We start from the raw sequence: 21,545 nt of genomic DNA on the forward strand, positions 1-21,545 counted from the left end.
ACTTAATCTAGCCAAAACAAGTTATGCACTTACAATTTGAATCTAGGATGTGAATTTGTTACTAAGATATTGGTTTATTTAAGTTATGTATAACCATAAATAAGGTTAAATAGCTTGAAGGTTGTGGAGTGTATTAATATGGAAGGCTTAGAACGATAAAAGGGCCTTGCGGCCCTTGGTGAAGTATCGTTCAAGTCAGATAGAGCTTTAACCCCTTAAAGCGCTATCCTCTTGTTTTGCAACACCGGTGTTCATCTCAATAAGTTTCTAAGCTAGCGAGAGGAAAAACCCAGCAATTGCTGCGCTCATAAGGTTAGCCATAGATCCTGCTAACACTGCTCTGAGCCCTAAGCGTGCGATATCCTTCCGCCGACTAGGCGCCATACCGCCTAACCCACCTAGTAAAATGGCTATCGATGATAAGTTAGCAAAGCCACATAGAGCAAAAGTAACAATTGCTTGTGTGTGCGCGCTTAACGTATCGCGATAATTTATAAAGTCTAAGTAAGCAACAAACTCGTTTACTACTATCTTTTGACCAATAAAGCTGCCGGCTATAATTGCTTCATCCCACGGTACACCGAGTAACCATGCAACAGGAGCAAATAAATAGCCTAATATTTCTTGAAGCGTTAATGTTGGGTAATCAAACCACCCGCCAATACCACCTAATAAACCGTTTAGTAGTGCAATTAGCGCTACAAAAGCAAGTAACATTGCACCTACATTAAGTGCTAAATGCATACCGTTTGCTGCACCTGATGCAGCTGCATCAATTACATTAACTGGTTTATCATCATCATTTAAATCTAGATCTGCTAAGTTATCTTTAGGCGTTTCAGTTTCTGGCACAATCATTTTTGCCATTAAAAAACCACCAGGAGCAGCCATAAAGCTCGCTGCTATTAAATACTTAAGATCTACGCCAATAATAACGTAACCGGCCATTACAGAGCCTGCCACAGTGGCTAAGCCACCTACCATCACAGCAAACAATTCCGATTTGGTCATCGTTGCTATAAATGGCTTAACTATTAGCGGTGCTTCAGTTTGGCCAACAAAAATATTTGCCGTCGCTGAAAGCGATTCTGTGCGAGAGGTTTTCAATAATTTTTGTAAACCGCCGCCTAAAATCCTAATTATCCAATCCATAATGCCAAGGTGATACAACACAGCAACAAGTGCTGAGAAAAACACGATAACGGGCAAAACTTGAATCGCAAAAATAAAACCTAATGTGTCTTGTGAGGCAAGTGGGCCAAACAAAAACCCAATACCGTCGTTTGCATAACCAATAACCGACGATACGGCTGCTGACATGCTCGTTAACACATTTTTTCCTGCTTCAAAAAACAGGACAAAACCGCCAATAACTACTTGCATCGCAAATGCTATACCAACGGTTCTTAAATTAATTGCCTTGCGATTAGTTGATGCCGCAAAGGCAATGCTTAGTAGCACACACATGCCCACTAAGCTCATAAATGTTGTCATACAAATGTTTCCCGTTGTTATTCTTGTAGTAAATATTTTATCTTACTTTTTATTATATCAATCGCAACGCGGTTCATACCGCCTCGAGTCACAACTAAATCTGCGTTATGCTTAGAAGGCTCAATAAATTGATAAAACATCGGTCTAACAGTTGCTTGGTACTGCTCAACAACAGATTGTAATGTTCTGCCTCGTTGCTCCATATCACGTTGCATACGACGCATTAAGCAAATATCTAAAGGCGTATCTATAAACACCTTAATATCAAATTCTTTATTAAGCGCTTTGTCACTCAATAATAAAATACCTTCAACAATGAGTATTTTAGCAGCAGGCACTCGGCGAGTTTTCTCGCTACGTGTATGCTGTGCATAATCATACGTTGGTACTTCAACTGAATTTCCACTACGAAGCTGTGTTAAATGCTCAAGCATTAACGCATGTTCAAATGCATCAGGATGGTCGTAATTCGTTTGCGTACGATGCGCCATCGGTAAATGCGACTGATCCTTGTAGTAAGCATCTTCTTCAATAATGGCGATAGCGCCTGGTTCAAGCTCATTAACCAATTCATTGTATATAGTTTGGCTAAAAAGAGATTTGCCCGACGCAGACGCGCCTGCAATAGCTATAATAGTAGTTCGTGTCACTAAAGTTCTCACCCACACAGAAGGATATATTGTTGGTAGATCACAATAGCAAAAAAGACACGATTAATCTCTTTTGCTTCGCTTAAGAATGCAAATTTATAATGTTTAGGTTTTATGAAACAGGACTTTTGTCCTGTACGGAAAAATCGATCAGCGGATAAAGTAACCACCTAGAATCAAAGTGAGGTCAAAATGGCAAGAGCAATTATCTTAATGGCAGATAGCCTAGGAATCGGTGCAGCACCAGATGCAGATAAATTCGGCGATCTTGGGGCTAATACATTCGCTCACTTACTAAAAGCATATTACGACGAAACAGGCGCTGCATTATCGCTTCCTAACCTATCAAAACTTGGGTTAGTGGATGCATGTGAAGCTGCCGGTGGAGAACCGTGTTTAATTTCAGACCGCCAAGCTTCTCAAGGAGCATGGGGTTACGCTAAAGAATTATCTAGCGGAAAAGACACGCCATCAGGTCATTGGGAAATGGCAGGAGTACCTGTGTTATTTGATTGGGGATATTTCCCAAAAACACAGCCAAGTTTCCCACAAGAATTTATAGACGAGTTTATAGCTCGTACTGGTATTCCTGGCATTTTAGGCAACTGCCATGCATCGGGAACAACCATTTTAGAACAGCTAGGTGAAGAGCACGTAAAAACAGGTAAACCAATCTGTTACACCTCAGCTGATAGCGTGTTTCAAATAGCCGCGCATGAAGAGTCATTCGGCCTAGAGAAGCTTTATCAAGTTTGCGAAATCGCACGGGCGCTACTTGATGAAATGAATATAGGACGAGTGATTGCGCGGCCATTTTTGGGTTCAAATAGCCAAGACTTTGCCCGCACAGGTAATCGTCGCGACTATTCAGTGCTTCCGCCAGCACCAACATTGCTAGATGTGTTAGCAAAAGACGGCGGCGAAGTAATTAGTATTGGTAAAATTTCAGATATTTACGCGCATCAGGGCATAACCCAAAAGCATAAAGCACCTGGGCTTATGAACTTGCTAGAAAAAACCAGCGAAGTAATGAAAAGCGCACCAGATCATAGCTTAATCTTTACTAACCTAGTTGATTTTGATGAAAAATTTGGTCATCGCCGTAACCCAGTAGGTTATGCAAAAGCATTAAAAGAATTTGATGACTATTTACCAACTATACTAAAACAGTTAAACGCAGATGATATATTAATGATCACTGCAGATCACGGTTGTGACCCAACCTTTCCAGGTTCTGAGCACACTCGCGAATACGTACCGGTTATTGCATATAAACCAGGTATGAGTAACACACCACTAGGTGAACGCAACAGCTTTGCAGATATCGGTCAAACACTGGCACAGTGGTTTAACTTATCTGCGCTTGATTACGGCGACAGCTTTTTAAATGAGCTAACAACGCCAAATAAAAAGGAAAACAATTAATGAGTACTCCGCATATCAGTGCAAACGTTGGTGATTTCGCCGAAACAGTATTAATGCCAGGCGATCCGCTACGTGCGCAATATATTGCTGAAAACTTTTTAGATGATGCAGTACAAGTTACAGGTGTTCGTAACATGTACGGTTTCACTGGTACTTACAAAGGTAAGCCAGTAAGCATCATGGGTTCAGGCATGGGCATTCCATCAATGTCTATTTATGCACGTGAGCTAATTGTAAGCTTTGGCGTTAAAAATATTATACGTATTGGTACGTGTGGCGGTATTGGCACAGATATCAAAATCCGTGACGTAATTTTTGCACAAGGTGCAAGCACAGATTCAAACGTAAACCGTGCACGTGTTCGTGGCTACGATTTTGCTGCTATTGCTAACTTTGACTTACTTTTAAACGGTGTAAACGCCGCTAAAGAGCTAGGAATAGAAGCAAAAGTAGGTAACGTATTTACAACCGACACTTTCTACCAAGCAGACGACTCGTTCTATAAAGACTTAGACAAGTTAGGCATGCTAGCAGTAGATATGGAAACAGCCGGTTTATATGGCGTTGCAGCTGAATACGGCGCAAACGCAATGGCATTATTTACAGTAAGTGACCACGTAATCACCGGTGAAGCAACACCTGCTGATGAGCGTCAAAGCACGTTTAACGAAATGGTTAAAATTGCATTAGAGTCAATAGCTTAAATAATATATAACAGTTCCTTGGTAACGTATTCACTAAGTTTTGGAGACACGCCCAAAGTGAAGTGAGACTAACCTCCAAAGCCGCATTTTATGCGGCTTTTTTTATGCCTGAAAAAATGGGTAGCAGCTTCTAATTACTTATACCAATTCGCTTAATTAAGTGATCTATTTTGAGGATGGAAAAACGTGTTGATAGCTGGGCAAAAAATTCGCTATTTAGTTGTTCTAAATGAGAATTTTTTAACGCAGGTAGCGACACGTTTAGCCCCTAAAAATGATTAAGTATTATTGCGGGTTGGTATTAATTCAACCATCCTAAAAACTACGTTTTTAAACGCCTGCAAGCAGCGCGCCTACAGGTAAATTAAACTGCTGAGTGTAAGTTTTCCACGTAGGCGCAGAGCTTGCTCGCGCGAGAAGCACTTAAGCTAACTACTCTAAAAGCGCAGCATCTCTAAACCTATTTGTGTATGACAGCCCTAAAAAACAATATGCACGCAGAGAAGAAAAGGAGGAGCAAATGAGAAGAGCAAAACCAATGCTGACTCGGCATTATAAAAGTACAAGCGTTGCTTTAAAAGCTTGTAACCTGCGCGAATAGCTGTGTTTATACCAAGTTTAGAGAGTATGACTTGTTGCTCATGTTAGAAGCACAGTTTCTGATTGTTTTTATTATTTTAACTTCTAAGCTCTTCTCTAAAAGCGCAGCGTCTCTAAACCTCTTTGTGAATTAATCATTTTTGATCTTAGCTCTACGCTAGAGCTGAGTTTGTAGAGCGCAGTTAAGCTTCTAATTACACAACAAACTTTACCATTAAAAACAAAAAAAAGGGCCAAGGCCCTTTTTTATGGTGTTGCGCCTAATCAAACAGGCCAAATTCTGAGTGCTTAAACAACTTCACCAGCCACTATCGTATTAAAGCTGTCGTTGTCATGCAGGCTTGCAAAAGCGCTCTCATGTAATAATTCATTACGTAAGTTTGGAGAGTATTCAAGTGCCATTTTAATATCGGCTAATGCATCAGCATGCTTATGTGTTAATGCATAAGCACAGGCTCGTTGCCAATAGGCATAACCGTAATCGCTGTCTATATCAATTGCTTGGTTACACAGCTCAATGGCTTGTGCTGTTTCATTAATTTCTAGTAGTGCATCGGCTTTATAAGCAATGGCTTCCACATCTTCTGGTTTGCGATTGAGTATTTCATCAAAAATTTCAATTTTGTTCGCAAAATCACTTTCTAGGTTTGCGCGCATCCACAACGAATGAACTTCGTTAGTCACCGATATGCGCTCTTGGTTGCTGAGTATTTCTTCTGAGCGAACGCGTAGTTTTTCTTCAAGAATTTTTAATCGGTCTTCATACTCGTCTGTAATTACACTCACACGCGTATTTACAATATCTTCTACTTTATTTTTAACATCGCGCAACGAGTTCCAACCCACTAAAACTAAAATCGACGCCGTAGCGGTAATTATAAAAAACACATTATTAATGGTATCTGTAGTGTACGTTAATGCGCGATCTGCAGTATCAAGTTGCGCATGAGTAACCTGCTTAGTTACATCTTCACGAAGCTTTTGCTGATCTTGCCTAACTGCTTTTAGCTCATCTAATATGTAACGCTCCATTAGCGGCTTATACATAGGCTCTTTGAGTTGTTGAAGAGCTTGTTGCTCTTGTTGTGCTGTAGGTGAAGCTGGTTGCTTTTCAGCAGAGTTCACTATGCCCGAAAACAAAGTTAAACAAACAAAAAGTACAGATAGGTAATAACGCATTGGTACGCCTAATTAAATTAATTACTGTAATAACTTTAGCATGCAGGGCTTAATGGCACTAGGGCGTGTTGTTCTTTGTGGATTAAAATTGACCTAATTTAGATAGGAGCAATAGTTGTAAATTTTTTTTAGCCTAGTGAGCTTAGCAATAATAGGGTAAAGCGTGAGCATATTACCCATGCTCAGGTAATTTGAGTAAAAATAGGCAAAAAAAAAGCCAGCTCAAGGAGAGCTGGCAAAAACTGCTTAAAACAACAATATGTCGTAAGGGTTCACAGGAGAACAACTTCATACTAACTGAATTTATCTGAACAATTACTTAACTTAATTCAATTAGTTAAAAATAAAGAAAGGTGCATTGGGCTTAAGTAATGCACCTTTATCATTATAACTATCTAACTACAATTTCATGGTGAAGGGGGGTATTCCAATGTGCGCTTTAGTAAACTAAAGCCACTTTCAAACCCTTCACATACCATTACGCCGAAATTTTTCAATTCGATCACAGGTCTAGTAAAAAGATTAAGGTTAATTCACCGATATTTAAATTTTTATTTTGCGTAATGCTTTATATGAGCGCCATCTGACTTTTTTACTATTATTTTAAACGCGACTTTAAGCCTATTGTTAAATACATCATTAACGTAAGGGCAATCAAAAATATAAATTGGAGCAATCGTTTTAAATAGTATGTTGAGGCTGGCTTAGCATAATTTATACGCCTATATTAAGGATACGTAAGCACTTGGGTAGGCACGCTGAGTAAAAAGTAAGCCTATTAAATAAAAATAACCGTTACTTTTTAAAAGTTATAAACACATAAGCAATAATACTGATTGATTAAGTATTTTACTTTTCTATTTTAAGGATTTCACAATGAGCAAGCCAACAGCGGGTAAATGCCCTGTTATGCACGGTAGTAATTCAGTTGTTTCTAAAGTAAACACCGATTGGTGGCCAAACACACTCAACTTAGACATTCTTCATCAACACGATACTAAATCAAATCCATATGGTACTAATTTTAACTACGCAGAAGCATTTGAATCTCTAGATTTAGACGAAGTTAAAGCCGACTTAAAAACCTTTATGACCGACAGCCAAGATTGGTGGCCTGCCGATTGGGGTCATTACGGTGGTTTAATGATTCGTATGGCATGGCACTCAGCGGGTACGTACCGTTTATCTGATGGTCGTGGTGGCGCAAGTACGGGTAACCAACGTTTCTCGCCTTTAAATTCATGGCCAGATAACGCAAGCTTAGATAAAGCACGCAGACTTTTATGGCCACTTAAGAAAAAATACGGTAACAAACTCTCATGGGCCGATTTATTTATTCTTGCTGGTAATATGGCATACGAATCAATGGGTCTTAAAATTTATGGTTTTGCGGGCGGCCGTGAAGACATTTGGCATCCAGAAAAAGATATTTACTGGGGTGCAGAAAAAGAATGGTTAGCACCAAGTGATGAGCGCTACGACAATGTAGAAAAACCAGACACAATGGAAAACCCATTAGCCGCAGTACAAATGGGCCTAATTTACGTTAATCCTGAAGGTGTTAATGGTATACCAGATCCTCTTAAAACAGCGGCTCATGTACGTGAAACATTTGCTCGCATGGCAATGGATGACGAAGAAACAGCAGCATTAACAGTGGGCGGCCATACAGTAGGTAAAACTCACGGTAATGGTAAAGCAGAGCATTTAGGCCCAGAGCCAGAAGCAGCTGATGTACACGAGCAAGGTTTAGGTTGGAACAGCACCAAAGAAGGCGGCTTTGGTCGTCATACTGTAACTTCAGGCCTTGAAGGCGCATGGACCACACACCCAACAACATGGGATAACGGATACTGCCACTTACTTTTAAATTACGAATGGGAACTCACTAAAAGCCCAGCTGGCGCTCATCAGTGGGAGCCTGTAAATATTAAAGAAGAAGACAAACCAGTAGACGTTGAAGATTCATCAATTCGTTTAAACCCAATGATGACCGATGCCGATATGGCCATGAAAGTGGACCCTACGTACCGTAAAATTATTGAGCGTTTTTATAACGACTTTGAATACTTCTCTGATGTATTTGCACGCGCATGGTTTAAGCTAACTCACCGCGATTTAGGTCCTAAAGCATGTTACTTAGGTAAAGATGTACCAAGCGAAGACCTAATTTGGCAAGATCCTATTCCAGCCGTTGATTACACATTATCAGACGATGAAATCACAAGCTTAAAAGCACAGCTACTTGATTGCGGTGTAAGCGCGAGTGATTTAATAAATACAGCATGGGATAGCGCGCGTACGTATCGTGGTTCTGATAAACGCGGTGGCGCAAATGGCGCACGTATTCGTCTAGCACCACAAAAAGATTGGCAAGGTAACGAACCAGAGCGCTTAGCAAGTGTACTTAGTGCCCTTGAAAAAGTACAAGCGGGTTTATCTAAGCCAGTAAGCCTGGCCGATTTAATCGTCTTAGGTGGCACAGCGGCTGTAGAGCAAGCGGCAAAACAAGCCGGTGTTAATGTAACAGTACCATTTGCACCAGGACGAGGAGACGCAACAGACGAAATGACTGATGCAGAATCGTTTGATGTACTAGAACCAATTCACGATGGATTTAGAAACTGGCTGAAAAAAGATTACGCAGTATCAGCTGAAGAGTTATTACTAGAGCGTAGCCAGTTAATGGGCTTAACAGCACCAGAAATGACTGCACTTGTGGGCGGCATGCGTGTACTAGGTACAAACTACGCAGGCACTAAACATGGTGTACTTACCGATAATGTAGGCACGCTATCTACCGACTTCTTTGTAAACTTAACCGACATGGCAAACAACTGGAAGCCACTAGAGCCAGGTCTTTACAATATTGTTGAACGCAAAACAGGCACCATTAAATGGACTGCCACACGCGTAGACTTAGTGTTTGGTTCAAACTCTATTTTACGTGCACTAAGTGAGTTTTATGCACAAGACGATAATAAAGAACGTTTTGTACATGACTTTGTAAATGCATGGGTAAAAGTAATGAACGCAGACAGGTTCGATCTTAAATAATCTGTACGCTAAATAAAAACGGGGGAGTATTAAATACTCCCCCGTTTTTTATGCGTTTTAATTTCACGGCTAGACAAGCCCGCTTTTTTAAAGCAATAAAACTTATAAAAGTGCAAAAAGCTTTTGTAGTTGTGGCATATATTCGCTCACAAGTTCAAGGTTGTTTTCGCTTACTAAAGATTCTGTAGACTCCTCAGCTGCGCTTGATGACTTACCAAACGAACCCATTAATGAGCTAGCGCCTTTATCTTTAGCACTTTTCATACTTTGAAAACCGCTCATTACTTTATTAGCAGTTTCTTGATTATCAGCCGAAAGGCCCGATTTAAGATTTTCGATATAAGCCATTGATACTTCAGAACCTACAGTTACTAGTTGCTCTGGCGTAAAACCGTAACGGTTTGTAACACTCGCAAAGCTTTTGTACAGGTCTTGTTCTTTAATCATGCTTAATGCGCTGTTAGCTAAAGAGCTTTGTTCGCCAACATTTTGATCTGCAGAACCACCTAGCATACTTGCTAAATCTAAGTCTTTTAACGACTCTTGGCTGCTTGCCCAGCTAGTTACGGCTGGCAGTGCTTTCATATAGCTTTGAAGTTGACCTTCGTTAATATCTTCTGCAAGGCTTGAAAAACTCATCGCTAATAAGCTAAGTGATACAAGTATTTTTTTCATTGAGCATTTCCTAGTATTAAAGTAGTGCCAATTAGAAACTAATAAGCAACACTTGCCAACACAAAATAAAATATTGGCTGATTTATAGTACAATTTATGAGAATTTATTTAAGTTCTAAGAATTTAGTTGATTCACCACAAGCTAATGTACTGATGATATAATGTATTTTTGACAAATAGAGCTGAACACAATGTTAACAATTTCAAATACTGTCACTATCGATGAATGGGAACTAGAGCTCACAGCTATTCGTTCGCAAGGTGCCGGTGGTCAAAATGTTAATAAAGTCGCAAGTGCAATTCATTTACGTTTTGACATTAACCGCTCTAAATTACCTGACTTCTACAAAGAACGCTTACTTGCCTTAAATGATACAAGAATTACCAAAGACGGCGTCTTAATTATTAAAGCGCAAAGCCATCGTACCCAAGAGCTAAACAGGGAAGATGCCCTTAAGCGTTTAAAGGATTTAATTCTTAGTGCTACGGTAGTTAATAAGGCGCGCCGAGCCACCAAGCCCAGCCGTAATTCACAGCGAAAGCGCATGGACAAAAAAACCAAGCATGGGCAAAACAAAGCGCTACGTGGCAGCATAAAGTTTTAGCTTTAAATGGTATTAATAAAGTAGAGAAGGGGCTTGATGTTTACATCCAGGTACTATTTTTACACCGTGTTACTTTTATAAAAATATAAGTGAGGGCTAGCCTCACTTATAATAACTATTAATATTTACTTAGCCATTTCTAAATCAGATTCTGCATCTGCCAACATTGCAAACTCTTCATCAGCGCTTTTAGCAACTAAGTGTTTTGAGCTGTAGCCAAAGTAATATGCAGCGCCCACAATAAACAGCATCATAGTGTATAAAAATGCACGAGGGTCGAACGCATACACTCCGGTTAATGCTATAAGCGAAAGCACTAAAGCAATACTTGAAGTTACTACACCACCAGGGGTTTTATACGGGCGAGGTAAATCAGGTTGTTTAACGCGGAGCAAAATATGGCTCAGCGCCATTAATGCATACGATACCGTTGCACCTACTACAGCCATTGCAAGTATTAAATCACCCTCGCCACTTAGTGATACTAAAAAACCAAATACGGCAGGTACAATCAACGCACGTGCTGGCACTTTACGATTAGTCGTAATCGACAACGAACGCGATAAATATCCGGCTCTAGATAAAGCAAACACTAAGCGACTATAACCATAAATAATAGAAAAAAACGAAGCAACTAAACCCGCAAGCCCCAATATATTTACTACAGTTGCTAAGCCTTTACTACCCGATGCATTTAATGCATCAACCAAAGGTACAGCACTTGCGCCCATTGCAGCAGCACCGCCAGCGCCAGGCACTAAAACAACAACTAAAAAAGCAGTGAATAACAAAAAGATCATTGCACCAATAATGCCTTTTGGCACATCTTTAGCGGGATCTTTTGCCTCTTCTGCAGCAAGCGGTACACCTTCTACCGCTAAAAATAACCACATGGCAAACGGTAATGCAGCCCAAACCCCGTACCACCCTAAAGGTAAAAACTCACTGGCTCCCACTGCATTGGTTACGGGGACGTCAAATAAGCGCGATGCATCAAAATTTGTAATTAAAACAAAAGCCGTTGCAATAATAGCTAATACTGCTAAACCACTTATTACCATCATTACTTTAAGTGCTTCTCCTACGCCTGCTAAATGAATTCCCACAAATAGTAAGTAAAATAATGCATATACCCATGGTCCATTAAACCCAGTGAGGGCTTCAACTGCAGAGCCTATAAAAATAACAATAGCAGCGGGCGCTAAAGCGTATTCAATTAATACCGCAAGCCCAGTTAAATAGCCTCCCGCTGGCCCCATAGCTTGGCGCGCAAAACTATAACCACCGCCTGCTGCAGGTATTGCAGCTGACATTTCAGCAAGCGACAATACCAGCGCTAAATACATAACTGCCATTAATACTGCAGCAATGGCAAAGCCACCCCAACCCGCTTCGGCGATGCCAAAGTTCCAACCTGCAAAGTCACCCGATATTACATACGACACACCCAAACCTGCGAGTAATAACCACCCCGCAGTACCCCGTTTTAACTGTCTTTTAGCAAGGTACTCTGTATTGTTAGTAGACATAACCCTTCTCCGTTGATGTTTAGTTTTTATTGTTTTATTTCATGTGTTTTTAATTAAAATTACTCAGCAATTAAAAAGTTAGTGGTTGAAACCTGATGCTCAATTACATCGTCTTGTGTACGGTCTTTTAAATTAACCCCAGTTAGTTTTAGTTTTTTAGCTTCACGTAATAAGTACAGCGCACGCCTAGCCGCCTCTGTATAAGGTAGGCCAGCAGGGCGAATATTCGATATGCAATTACGACATGCATCGTTAAGTCCTGTTTTAGGCTCCCATGTTAAATACAAGCCAAGGCTATCTGGCGAACTAAGTCCTGGGCGCTCTCCTATTAACACCATAACCACCTGCGCATTTAGCAGCTCACCTATATCGTCGCCAATTGCTACTCGACCTTGTTCAACCAAAGTAATGGGGGCAATTTTAAATTGCTTGTCTGTTGTAAGGTGCGTTAATAGCTCTGTTATAAATGGGTATGCATTTTTTTGTACCGCCAACGAGGAGAGTCCATCCACCACTACAATCGCTAAATCGTATTTAGCCTGCGTAGTGTGCTTTTGTTTATTCATATAGCTGAGAAGTATTTGCCTACCATTTTCATCAAGCTTGCGGCCTAAATCGGGTCGCTGAAGGTAAGTAACCCTGTCAACGGCTTGGCTGTGTAAATGCAGGGGAGGGGCAACTTCTTTTAGAGCACTAATACTGCCTAGTTGCTCAGTCATTTCGTTAATATCAAGCGGAAAACTCACCGCATCGCGCGCTTGTGCATGAGATAGCTGAAAAGCCAGCATTTCTGAGGTGGGTAAACTTATACCCGCACGCCCAAGCCCAATACGGGCGTCGGTAAAACGGCGTAAATCACTCCAAGGGTTATGCACTACATTACCGTTATTTTTAAGCTCGTTTACTGAGTCATCTAAAGGAGTGCTCTGTTTTAAACGTGATTTCATGAGCCGCCTCCAGTAATTGCACCCAGAGGTTTAGCAAAAGCGGGAGGCAAGGTATCTGAAAGTGTAATATCGGTAGTGCTTTGCATTATTTTCATTTTGCTTAGCCATGCTTCAAACTCAGGGGCAGGTCTAGAGCCAAGTACACGGCGAACATATAATGCATCATGAAACGACGTAGTTTGGTAATTAAGCATAATATCGTCAGAGCCAGGTATTCCCATTACATACGAGCAACCAGCAACACCTAATAGCGTTAGCAAGTTATCCATATCGTTTTGATCAGCCTCTGCATGATTGGTGTAACACACGTCGCACCCCATCGGTATGCCCAATAACTTAGCGCAAAAGTGATCCTCAAGTCCTGCTCGGGTAATTTCTTTACCATCAAACAAATATTCAGGGCCAATAAACCCCACCACGGTATTTACCAGTAACGGGTTAAACTTACGAGCAACGGCATAAGCACGAGCTTCGCACGTTTGCTGATCAAGCCCATGATGCGCATTTGCAGAAAGCGAACTGCCTTGCCCAGTTTCAAAATACATCACATTATTGCCAACAGTGCCGCGCTTTAAACTCAAAGCAGCATCTTGCGCTTCTGCTAAGGTATTTAAATTAAAACCAAAACTTGAATTAGTCGCCTCTGTGCCACCAATTGATTGAAATACTAAATCAACCGGTGCACCAGCTTCTATACATTCAATGGTGTTAGTAACATGGGTGAGCACGCAGCTTTGCGTCGGTATGGCGTACTTTTGGATAACATCATCCATTAACGTCATTAATTTAATGGCTTGGGCAACGTTATCGGTTGCAGGGTTTATACCTATTACTGCATCGCCATTACCGTATAGCAGCCCATCAAGCATACATGCAGCAATACCATTAATATCGTCAGTTGGGTGATTTGGTTGTAAACGTGTAGATAAATGCCCGGCGAGGCCAATAGTATTTCTAAAAGCAGCAGCCATTTCCGGCGTAATACCTTGCCTTATACTTGCAAGTACTGCAGGTGTTGCAAAGTCACTTAAAAGCCAATTACGAAAATCGCCTACGGTTAAATGTGCAATAGCCATAAAGGCATTTGCACCGTGATCGTCAATAATTAAGCGTGTAATTTCGTCATCTTCGTAGGGAATAAGTACCTCATTTAAAAATGTTTTAAGAGGAATATCCGCCAATGTCATTTGTGCCACAGCACGTTCTTGTGCTGATTGTGCAATTACGCCCGCTAAGCGATCACCCGAACGCTGAGGTGTAGCTTTAGCCATTAACTGGGCTAAGTTCTTAAATTTATAAGTATGTGTACCTAAAGTGTAACTGTACGCTTGCCCCATGATTTACTCCACATAACTAATATGATCAACCTTGGTATAGGTTTTGCTGCATCTTTAGCTATAAATCAATATTGAATAGTTACAAGACAGCTTATTTTGTACCAAGTAACTATCGAATTTCGGCAAAAGATTATTTATTAATCCAATTCAATTGGTTACATACGTAAAGCGGTGTTAACTTAACTATAATAAAAGTGTAACGAAAAAGAGCATCCCCTATATGGCGCAGCAAAATAGCTACAACGCACCACTAAAGAGCAAGGTGTAAACACACGATATAGACGAGCAAGCCTATAGCCTTACTCAATGGCAGCAAAAATACGATCAAATGAGCGACGGCAGCTTTTATGGTTGTATTGAAGAAACGGATTACGCCAATATTCATGTGTTTAAAGAATACACTGAGCGAGCGCTTCGTCAGCAATGTAATATAGCCCCTAATTCGGTTTGGCTTGGCATTCCTTGTCAGTCACAGCAAAGTAAAATTAATGGTTTAGGTGTGGCAAGTAATCAATTTATGTGCCGTACAAGTGATAACGACTTTGAGCTGATAACCCCTGAGCAGTTTAATATTTATGGTTTGGTAATCGATTGGAACTCAATTGAATATATGGCGCAGCTCCAAGGCGTAACATTGAAAAACCTGGCATCTGCACAATCAGCTCGTTTATCGGTGAGCAACTCATCTTTGCAAACGGCAAGACAAATAATTAATAGCATGGTTGTAGGCAAGGGCTTTGGACTTAGAACCGAATCACAACAAGATATACTAAACATGTTGGCACTACACTTATTACAAGCAGACAATCCGCAGCAAAATATTGCGCCAAGTTATAAACACCGAAAAGCCGTAGTAGATAAAGTAAAAGATTACGTGGCCACAAATCCACAAAACCCAATAACAATAACCGAGCTGTGCGAGCTTTCCTTTGTAAGTAGGCGCACACTTCAGTATAGCTTTGAGAGTATTTTAGGAATTAACCCTTTGCGGTTTTTACGTTTAACCCGCTTAAATAATGTAAGGCGGGAACTAAAAAAACCAAACCAAGATAAGCCCATTTCAGTAATAGCAGCCAATTGGGGATTTTGGCACGCGGGACAATTTGCTAAAGATTACACGCAACTATTTGGTGAAAACCCATCACAAACAGTTAAAAATAATAGTCTTAAAGGTTAAAAATGACACTTCTAACTTGAGTATAAGCACCTGTAGACGTGCAGCTTGCTGGCGTTTAAAAGCACCGCTTTTGCATTTAGTCGGATGCATTAGTAAACAAGTAACTTAACCACCACCGAGAAGTGAAGGAGAAAACAAGGAGCAGTGACTAACATTACTCGTGTTTTCTTTGTGTAACGCACAGCGCCTCGATGGTGAAATATCATATAGCTTAAAAAAATGGACTTTGTCTGCTCATTTACTCCTCTTTTTCTTCTCTTTGTGCATTCATATTTTAAGGGCTGTTATTCACAAAGAGGTTTAGAGGCGCTGCGCTTTTAGAGGACAGCTTGGAAGTTAAAATAATAAAGAACTAAAAGTAAAAGCGAGGTATAAAACCTCGCTTACTATATTCAAAAGCCCTATTTGATCGGTGCTAATTAAGCCGCGATTAAATAGGACTCTTGTCCTGAATGTTTGTTGCTACGTTTAAACGAGCCTTTGCCTTTTTTAGCTTTAACCACTTGTGGTTTAAATAATTTAGAGGTGACCATTGCCGCTAGTGCATTGTGGTTTATAACGCCTCGCCCTGTGTCTACCGCGCTGGTATTTGCGGTTTTTGCTTTAGATTTTTTAGTCATATATTTCCTATCAACTAATGATTATTTTAAGTTAAATAATAAAGAGGCTTTTATATTGGCCTATTTAAGAGATGGCGATTGTAGGCTTAATTTTCAACCGCGCAAGTATTTTTAACATCCATTTGGTAGTTTTTTAATAATAAAAAAGCATAAAAAAGCGCAGTTAATAACTGCGCTTAATATTACTTTAGTTTGCTTGATAAATTAAAAACTAAAGCTTACTTTTGCATAGTACGTTCTGCCGTCAAAGCCGTATGGCAATGCGCGTACTGGGTATTTAAATGCGCCGTTGGTGATAAAATTAAGTACTTCGTCGTCGCCTAATTCATCTGGTGTTTCGTCAAATACGTTATCGGCACCTACCGAAAGCGCAAACATGTCATTAATTTGGTAACTAACGTTTAAATCAACTAACACCGCAGACTCAACCGTACTTGTTGGTTTAAATGAACCCGTAGGCGAAAGCTCACCAGGTAATGAAATATGGTCGTTACCAAAGTATTTTACATCTGTTTCGCCAAAGTAGTTAAAGCGAATGGTTGATGTGTAGGCATCGCGTTCGTAGTCAAACGTAAGCGTTGCACGCTCACTTGGTTGTCCGTCGGTAAAAAAGCTGCGTTGTAAATCATCAAAAGCAACCGCTTCAGGAATACCGTCTTCTGCATTTACGCTGTCAATTTTAGTATCGTTTAGGTTACCTGCAAAGGTTACTCCTAAATTACCGCCTTCAACTTCAGTGCGGTACGATGCAATAATATCAACACCTTGTGTAGTAGAATCAACCGAGTTTGAGAAGTAGTTAGCTTGCACTGCACCCGTTGCTTGTAGCGCTGCAACTGCATCACCGCTAAACGATATGTCGTCAGCGGTAAGTAAGCTGCCAAGTGTAATACGGTCTTCAATTTCTACACGGTAAAAATCAACCGTTAACGAAAGCTCGCTTGTTACATCGTAAACAAAACCTGCGCTGTAGTTTGTTGAAGTTTCAAGCTCTAAGCTATCTACGCCTAACGCACTTGGGAAAGCAGTCCCTGTGTTTGCCGTGAACGACTGCGTTAATGTGCCGTCTGAGCCTAAGTTAGTTGTCAAGGCTGTATAACCACTTTGTTGAAGTGATGGCGCTCTAAAACCAGTAGATACTGCACCACGTACTGCAAAGTCATCTGAAAATTCATAACGTGTTGCTAATTTACCAATTAAATCATCCCCAGCATCTGAGAAATCTTCATAACGTAGCGCACCACTTACGTTCCATGCATCGGTGATCATGGTTTCTACGTCTACATAAACTGCGTAGCTGTTACGGTCGCTGTCGTTAGCTGCTTCAGGGCGTAGGCCGTTATAAGCTTGAAAACCACACTGTGCAAATTGATCCGGATCGTTTACTGATGGGTACGAGGTATCCATATTTGCTAAACCACACGCGTATGATGCTTCATCGCCAGGCACTATCTCGTAGTTTTCTTTACGGTATTCGGCGCCTACTGTTACATATAAAGGCTCACTACGGCCAATATCTACAATACCGTTTACATCAAGGTTGACCGTTGTTTGATCAAATCTAAAACCACCTGAGTAACCGCCAGTAGGGCCTGCGTTTGCTGCAATGTCGGCATCGCTTGCACTTGGGTTATTAAATAAATACTCAGCAGCGTAAGAAGCGTTTAATGTATTACGTGATGTAAAATCGTATTGGTTTTCGCCATAAACAGCCGATACATCATAAGTCCAGTCTGTGTTTATATCGCCTTTAAAACCAAGCGCTACTGAAATATCTTGTGCTTCGTTATATATGCGCGGTAAAAAACCATCACTATATACTTGAGTTACGTTTTTAGAGGCTTCGTTAAAGTTACGGTAAAAACCATTACCTAGTGCAGTACGCTCTGAGTAGCCACCAAACGAGTAAAGCTCGCCGTCGCCCATAGGTAATGCCATGTTGTAAAATAACGACGTAAATTCACTTTCTGAGTTACCTTGGCCCCAGCGTACATCTTCACTTAGTGTACCTGGTTCAACATTAAGCGAACCACCCGTATCGCGCTCTGCACGGTTAGTGCCGTCGGCATCACGGTACTCAAGCGATAGGTTAATAAAGCCGCCTTCGTCACCTAATTCAAAACCACGGTTTAAACCTGCTGAAATAGTGTCGCCGTCACCTTCACTTGTGCCGCCGTATTGTACAAAACCCGTTGTAATACCGGTTGAGTTATTAAGAGATAAGTTAATTACGCCTGCAATAGCATCAGAGCCATACTGCGCTGCAGCGCCATCGCGTAATACTTCAACGCCTTTAAGCGCTGTTAGCGGAATGGCATTCATATCAGTACCCGCAGCGCCTGCACCTACAGTACCGTTAAGGCCAAAAATTGATTGGTTATGACGACGTTTACCATTTACTAATACAAGAGTTTGATCTGGTTGTAAGCCGCGAAGTGTTGCGGGTCTAAATAAGTCAGAACCGTCTGATACTTGTGTACGCGAAAAGTTAAACGAAGGCGCTGTCGCTTGTAGGCTTTGACCTAGCTCGGTAAAACCACCTTTAGTTAAATCATCTGCGTCAATTAAATCAATAGGGGAAGAAGACTCTGTAGAGGTACGGTTAGATACACGCGACCCTAATACAGATATTTGCTCTATGTTTTTAGCAGCTTGCACTGGTGCTTCTTCTGCGTTAACAATGCTTGGTGCGCTAAACGCGAAAGCAACGGCTACAGCAAGTGTGTTTAAACGGTATGTTGACATAGTGACGACCCTGTTTTTTTTGTATTCTTAATAATATGTGTGTGGTTATGATGCTCATAACCTTTTGTAAACATCCTAGCAACATATGCAAACAAAAAGAAATGAAAAAACTAAATATTTGGTCTAAGTATGCAAATAAACTTCAAGATAAGAAAAAATCACATCAAATCGATTAAAATGCACGCTAATAAAGGATTAAACATCACAAAACGGAATATTTAACGCTTTACTTACAATGCGGTTTTGTTCGTTATTTACCCTTTTAAAGGTAATAGGCAGCGGATGGTCGTACCTGTGCCTAATATACTGTTAACTTCTATTTTTCCACCGTGATCGCTCACCATAGCGTATACAAGTGTCATACCCATACCGGTGCCTTTTCCGACTTCTTTTGTTGTGTAAAAAGGGTCAAACATATGCGCTATTGTGTCTTCATTCATGCCACAACCGTTATCTTTTATTTCAATACAAATATTTGTGTTGAGTTCAAAAATATTGACTTCAATAATGCAGCCTTTTTCTAAATCTAATTCGCAAGCTTGCCAAGCATTCATTAAAAGATTTACAAAAATCTGATTAATTGACGATAAATTGCACCAAATGAGTGGTAGGGGTTCAAACCGCGTTTTTATTTCGCATAATTTAAGTTTGCTACTTAATAATCTTAAAGCATTATTAGCACCCGTAGTTACATCGGCTAATTGTTTATCTTGCGAAGAGGTGGGGTGGGCAAAGTTTAATAAGTCATGCACTATTTGTTTTATACGTTTAAGTCCTTCAACGCTATCGTTAATTTGTCCCTGCAAATTGTTATAAATCCACGCGTACGGATACTGTAAATTGAGTATGTCGATTTCGTGTTTAAAACGGCTCTCTTTAATTTCGTTATTTAAATATTGTTCGTTAAGTTTTAGCAGCGCTACAAGTAAAGGGCTTGCGTTTTGTAGGCTCTCTACGTTACTCATTGCATAGGCAAGTGGGGTATTTATTTCGTGGGCAACGCCTGCGCTCAGTGTACCTAAGGTTGCCATTTTTTCTGTTTGCACAAACAGCATTTGTTGGTGTTCTAAGTCGGCTACTTTTTTTTGTAGTTCATTATTTATGGCAACTAAAACGCTACTTTTATCTTTGAGTAATTGCTCTGCAGCTAAGCGCAGTTTTTGTTCGTTTAAAAAAGCACGTTCAAAATTACCATCTGATCCATCCATTCCCTTCATCCATATAGATAACTTTATACATAACGTTTAGTCGTCTGTATGCAAATTTGCAACTTTAGTGCAGCCAAGGCCTAATATTTTGCATAAGTAATTATCCACTTATTGCTAATAACTCCATTATGTAAATACCACTTAATATAAAAGGTAGGCACAAACACACCATAGAGTATTTTTTTAAGCTATTATTTAACCAGAAGTAATTTAAAGGCGACTCAATGACTCAAGTAACACCAAGCACACCAATAAATCAGATTGATGTACTTTGCATTGATGATGATGAAATAGTACTACGCACGTTAACACGGCTACTTGAAGTAAATGGCCTTTCGGTTATTGTTTGCGATAACCCGCAAAGTGCACTAACGCTTTTTAAAAATCATGAGTTTGGTTTAATTATTAGCGATATGCGTATGCCGGTAATGAACGGTGCCGAGTTTTTAGAAAAAGCACGTGCGCTGGCGCCCGACACTCAACGCATTTTATTAACCGGTTACGCCGACATACAAACCACCTTAGCGGCTGTTAACCAGGGCCAAATAAATGGTTATATTCAAAAGCCTTGGCAAAACGATTTATTACTTCGTAGCATTAGAGATAGCCTAGAAAAATTTGCACTAAAAAAACAAAATCAAAAATTAGAGGCACAAGTTAAAGCGCAAAACCAAGAATTGCTAGAGCTTAATAATTCGCTTGAACAACGAGTAGAAAAACGCACCTTACAAATAAAACAGGTTTTAAAAAAGCTTGAAGACGCCAACGAGCGCGAAAAACAAGAGCATAAATCGACCGTAGAGCTGCTATATAATTTTGTTAACGCAAACCCTTACCTAGATGGTAACAAAGCACAAAATATTGCTAATACCTGTACACAAATAGCACTTTATTTAAACTTGTCGCAAAAAAGCATTGATCTTGCCCCTATGGCTGGTTACTTGGCGCAAATAGGCTTGCTTGCTATGGATCCTGATCTTTATAAAAAACCAGTTAACCGCTTAAATGAGCAACAACGTAAAACCTTTTATACTCACCCAAGTACTGCACAATTAATGTTAATGCCAGCAATACATTTACATGACTTGTCGGATGCTATTTATTATCAGTTTGAGCGCTTTAACGGAAACGGAATGCCCAAAGGCCTTGCCGGAAACGACATACCAATAGGCGCTATGGTGCTAGGTTTAGCGCGCGACTATTGGGATGCGTTTGAGCAGAGCAATGCAAGTGATGAAAAGCAGCGCCACGATGACGCACTCGAAAGTGTAAAACTTTATAGTGGATCGTTTTATCATCCTAAAATTGTACGTGCACTTGAAGCAAGCCATGCAAAACTACACGAACAAAAAAGTTCAGCAGGATCAGTGCTAATTTGTAACGCCCATGAACTCAAAGAGCAAATGGTACTGGGCCATGCTCTACACAGCCATACGGGCATAATGTTGCTGCCCAAAGGTCATGTATTTGGCAGTAAATCGATAGAAAAACTCCAACAGCTAGAATCGAAAAAACCAACTCCGTTCAGAATAATGGTGAAAACTGCTAAATGATTGATCTAAACCGCAGTTTTTTTCGTTACAATGTGCATAA

The 21,545-nt window shown here is 40.4% G+C and carries 16 protein-coding genes; 6 read left to right on the forward strand and 10 right to left on the reverse strand.

Annotated features, from left to right (window positions below; all coding sequences use genetic code 11):
* Positions 1 to 267: 267 nt before the first annotated feature.
* Both GQR53_RS14105 and udk read right to left on the reverse strand, forming a co-directional pair.
* Positions 268 to 1,494, reverse strand: a complete 1,227-nt coding sequence (locus tag GQR53_RS14105; RefSeq protein WP_149592762.1) for a NupC/NupG family nucleoside CNT transporter — start codon at positions 1,492 to 1,494, stop codon at positions 268 to 270.
* Positions 1,495 to 1,511: 17 nt separating this feature from the next.
* Positions 1,512 to 2,144 (reverse strand): uridine kinase, encoded by a 633-nt coding sequence (gene udk / locus GQR53_RS14110; protein WP_024596281.1) that lies wholly within the window; start codon positions 2,142 to 2,144, stop codon positions 1,512 to 1,514.
* Positions 2,145 to 2,336: 192 nt separating this feature from the next.
* Here udk and GQR53_RS14115 point away from each other — a divergent pair, with 192 nt between their 5' ends.
* A complete protein-coding gene (locus GQR53_RS14115) occupies positions 2,337 to 3,569 on the forward strand; it encodes a phosphopentomutase (RefSeq protein ID WP_024596282.1) in 1,233 nt (410 codons plus the stop codon).
* Positions 3,569 to 4,273 carry a purine-nucleoside phosphorylase gene (deoD, locus tag GQR53_RS14120; RefSeq protein WP_024596283.1) on the forward strand — a complete coding sequence of 235 codons (705 nt, stop codon included), beginning with the start codon at positions 3,569 to 3,571 and terminating at the stop codon, positions 4,271 to 4,273. Before GQR53_RS14115 ends, deoD begins: the two co-directional genes overlap by 1 nt.
* An 888-nt stretch (positions 4,274 to 5,161) precedes the next feature.
* On the opposite strand, the gene GQR53_RS14125 is transcribed toward deoD, so the two are convergent.
* A complete protein-coding gene (locus GQR53_RS14125) occupies positions 5,162 to 6,052 on the reverse strand; it encodes a tetratricopeptide repeat protein (protein WP_002959108.1) in 891 nt (296 codons plus the stop codon).
* 876 nt (positions 6,053 to 6,928) lie between these two features.
* On the opposite strand from GQR53_RS14125, the gene katG reads away from it, so the two are divergent.
* A complete protein-coding gene (gene katG / locus GQR53_RS14130) occupies positions 6,929 to 9,109 on the forward strand; it encodes a catalase/peroxidase HPI (RefSeq protein WP_165744244.1) in 2,181 nt (726 codons plus the stop codon).
* A 102-nt stretch (positions 9,110 to 9,211) separates the two neighbouring features.
* On the opposite strand, the gene GQR53_RS14135 is transcribed toward katG, so the two are convergent.
* The gene (locus GQR53_RS14135) at positions 9,212 to 9,784 is read right to left on the reverse strand and encodes a short-chain dehydrogenase (protein WP_165744245.1); all 573 of its coding nucleotides are present in this window, start codon (positions 9,782 to 9,784) and stop codon (positions 9,212 to 9,214) included.
* 191 nt (positions 9,785 to 9,975) lie between these two features.
* On the opposite strand from GQR53_RS14135, the gene arfB reads away from it, so the two are divergent.
* Positions 9,976 to 10,389 carry an alternative ribosome rescue aminoacyl-tRNA hydrolase ArfB gene (gene arfB / locus GQR53_RS14140; RefSeq protein WP_002959105.1) on the forward strand — a complete coding sequence of 138 codons (414 nt, stop codon included), beginning with the start codon at positions 9,976 to 9,978 and terminating at the stop codon, positions 10,387 to 10,389.
* Between the two features lie 125 nt (positions 10,390 to 10,514).
* On the opposite strand, the gene eat is transcribed toward arfB, so the two are convergent.
* Genes eat through GQR53_RS14155 form a run of 3 tightly spaced genes read right to left on the reverse strand, consistent with a single transcriptional unit; the run spans position 10,515 to position 14,202 of the window.
* Entirely contained in the window at positions 10,515 to 11,918 is a 1,404-nt protein-coding gene (eat, locus tag GQR53_RS14145) for an ethanolamine permease (protein WP_165744246.1), read from the reverse strand.
* A gap of 59 nt (positions 11,919 to 11,977) precedes the next feature.
* Positions 11,978 to 12,865: an ethanolamine ammonia-lyase subunit EutC gene (eutC, locus tag GQR53_RS14150; RefSeq protein WP_165744247.1), complete on the reverse strand. Its 888-nt coding sequence runs from the start codon at positions 12,863 to 12,865 to the stop codon at positions 11,978 to 11,980.
* Positions 12,862 to 14,202: an ethanolamine ammonia-lyase subunit EutB gene (locus GQR53_RS14155; protein WP_165744248.1), complete on the reverse strand. Its 1,341-nt coding sequence runs from the start codon at positions 14,200 to 14,202 to the stop codon at positions 12,862 to 12,864. Before GQR53_RS14155 ends, eutC begins: the two co-directional genes overlap by 4 nt.
* A gap of 277 nt (positions 14,203 to 14,479) precedes the next feature.
* Here GQR53_RS14155 and GQR53_RS14160 point away from each other — a divergent pair, with 277 nt between their 5' ends.
* Entirely contained in the window at positions 14,480 to 15,379 is a 900-nt protein-coding gene (locus GQR53_RS14160; RefSeq protein ID WP_346774394.1) for a helix-turn-helix domain-containing protein, read from the forward strand.
* A gap of 419 nt (positions 15,380 to 15,798) precedes the next feature.
* Here the strand turns inward: GQR53_RS14160 and GQR53_RS14165 are convergent, their stop codons facing one another.
* The 3 genes from GQR53_RS14165 to GQR53_RS14175 form a co-directional block, all read right to left on the reverse strand.
* On the reverse strand, positions 15,799 to 15,999 hold the full coding sequence (locus GQR53_RS14165; RefSeq protein ID WP_007583517.1) for a ribosome alternative rescue factor ArfA: 201 nt from the start codon (positions 15,997 to 15,999) through the stop codon (positions 15,799 to 15,801).
* A 204-nt stretch (positions 16,000 to 16,203) separates the two neighbouring features.
* Complete coding sequence (locus GQR53_RS14170) at positions 16,204 to 18,744, reverse strand: TonB-dependent receptor (RefSeq protein WP_165744249.1); 2,541 nt, start codon at positions 18,742 to 18,744, stop codon at positions 16,204 to 16,206.
* A 254-nt stretch (positions 18,745 to 18,998) separates the two neighbouring features.
* Positions 18,999 to 19,952, reverse strand: a complete 954-nt coding sequence (locus tag GQR53_RS14175) for a HAMP domain-containing sensor histidine kinase (RefSeq protein ID WP_165744250.1) — start codon at positions 19,950 to 19,952, stop codon at positions 18,999 to 19,001.
* Between the two features lie 224 nt (positions 19,953 to 20,176).
* On the opposite strand from GQR53_RS14175, the gene GQR53_RS14180 reads away from it, so the two are divergent.
* Positions 20,177 to 21,505 (forward strand): HD domain-containing phosphohydrolase, encoded by a 1,329-nt coding sequence (locus GQR53_RS14180; protein WP_165744251.1) that lies wholly within the window; start codon positions 20,177 to 20,179, stop codon positions 21,503 to 21,505.
* Positions 21,506 to 21,545 lie beyond the last annotated feature (40 nt).

It is taken from the genome of Pseudoalteromonas sp. Z9A6 (assembly GCF_011378805.1).
Taxonomy (GTDB): domain Bacteria; phylum Pseudomonadota; class Gammaproteobacteria; order Enterobacterales; family Alteromonadaceae; genus Pseudoalteromonas; species Pseudoalteromonas distincta.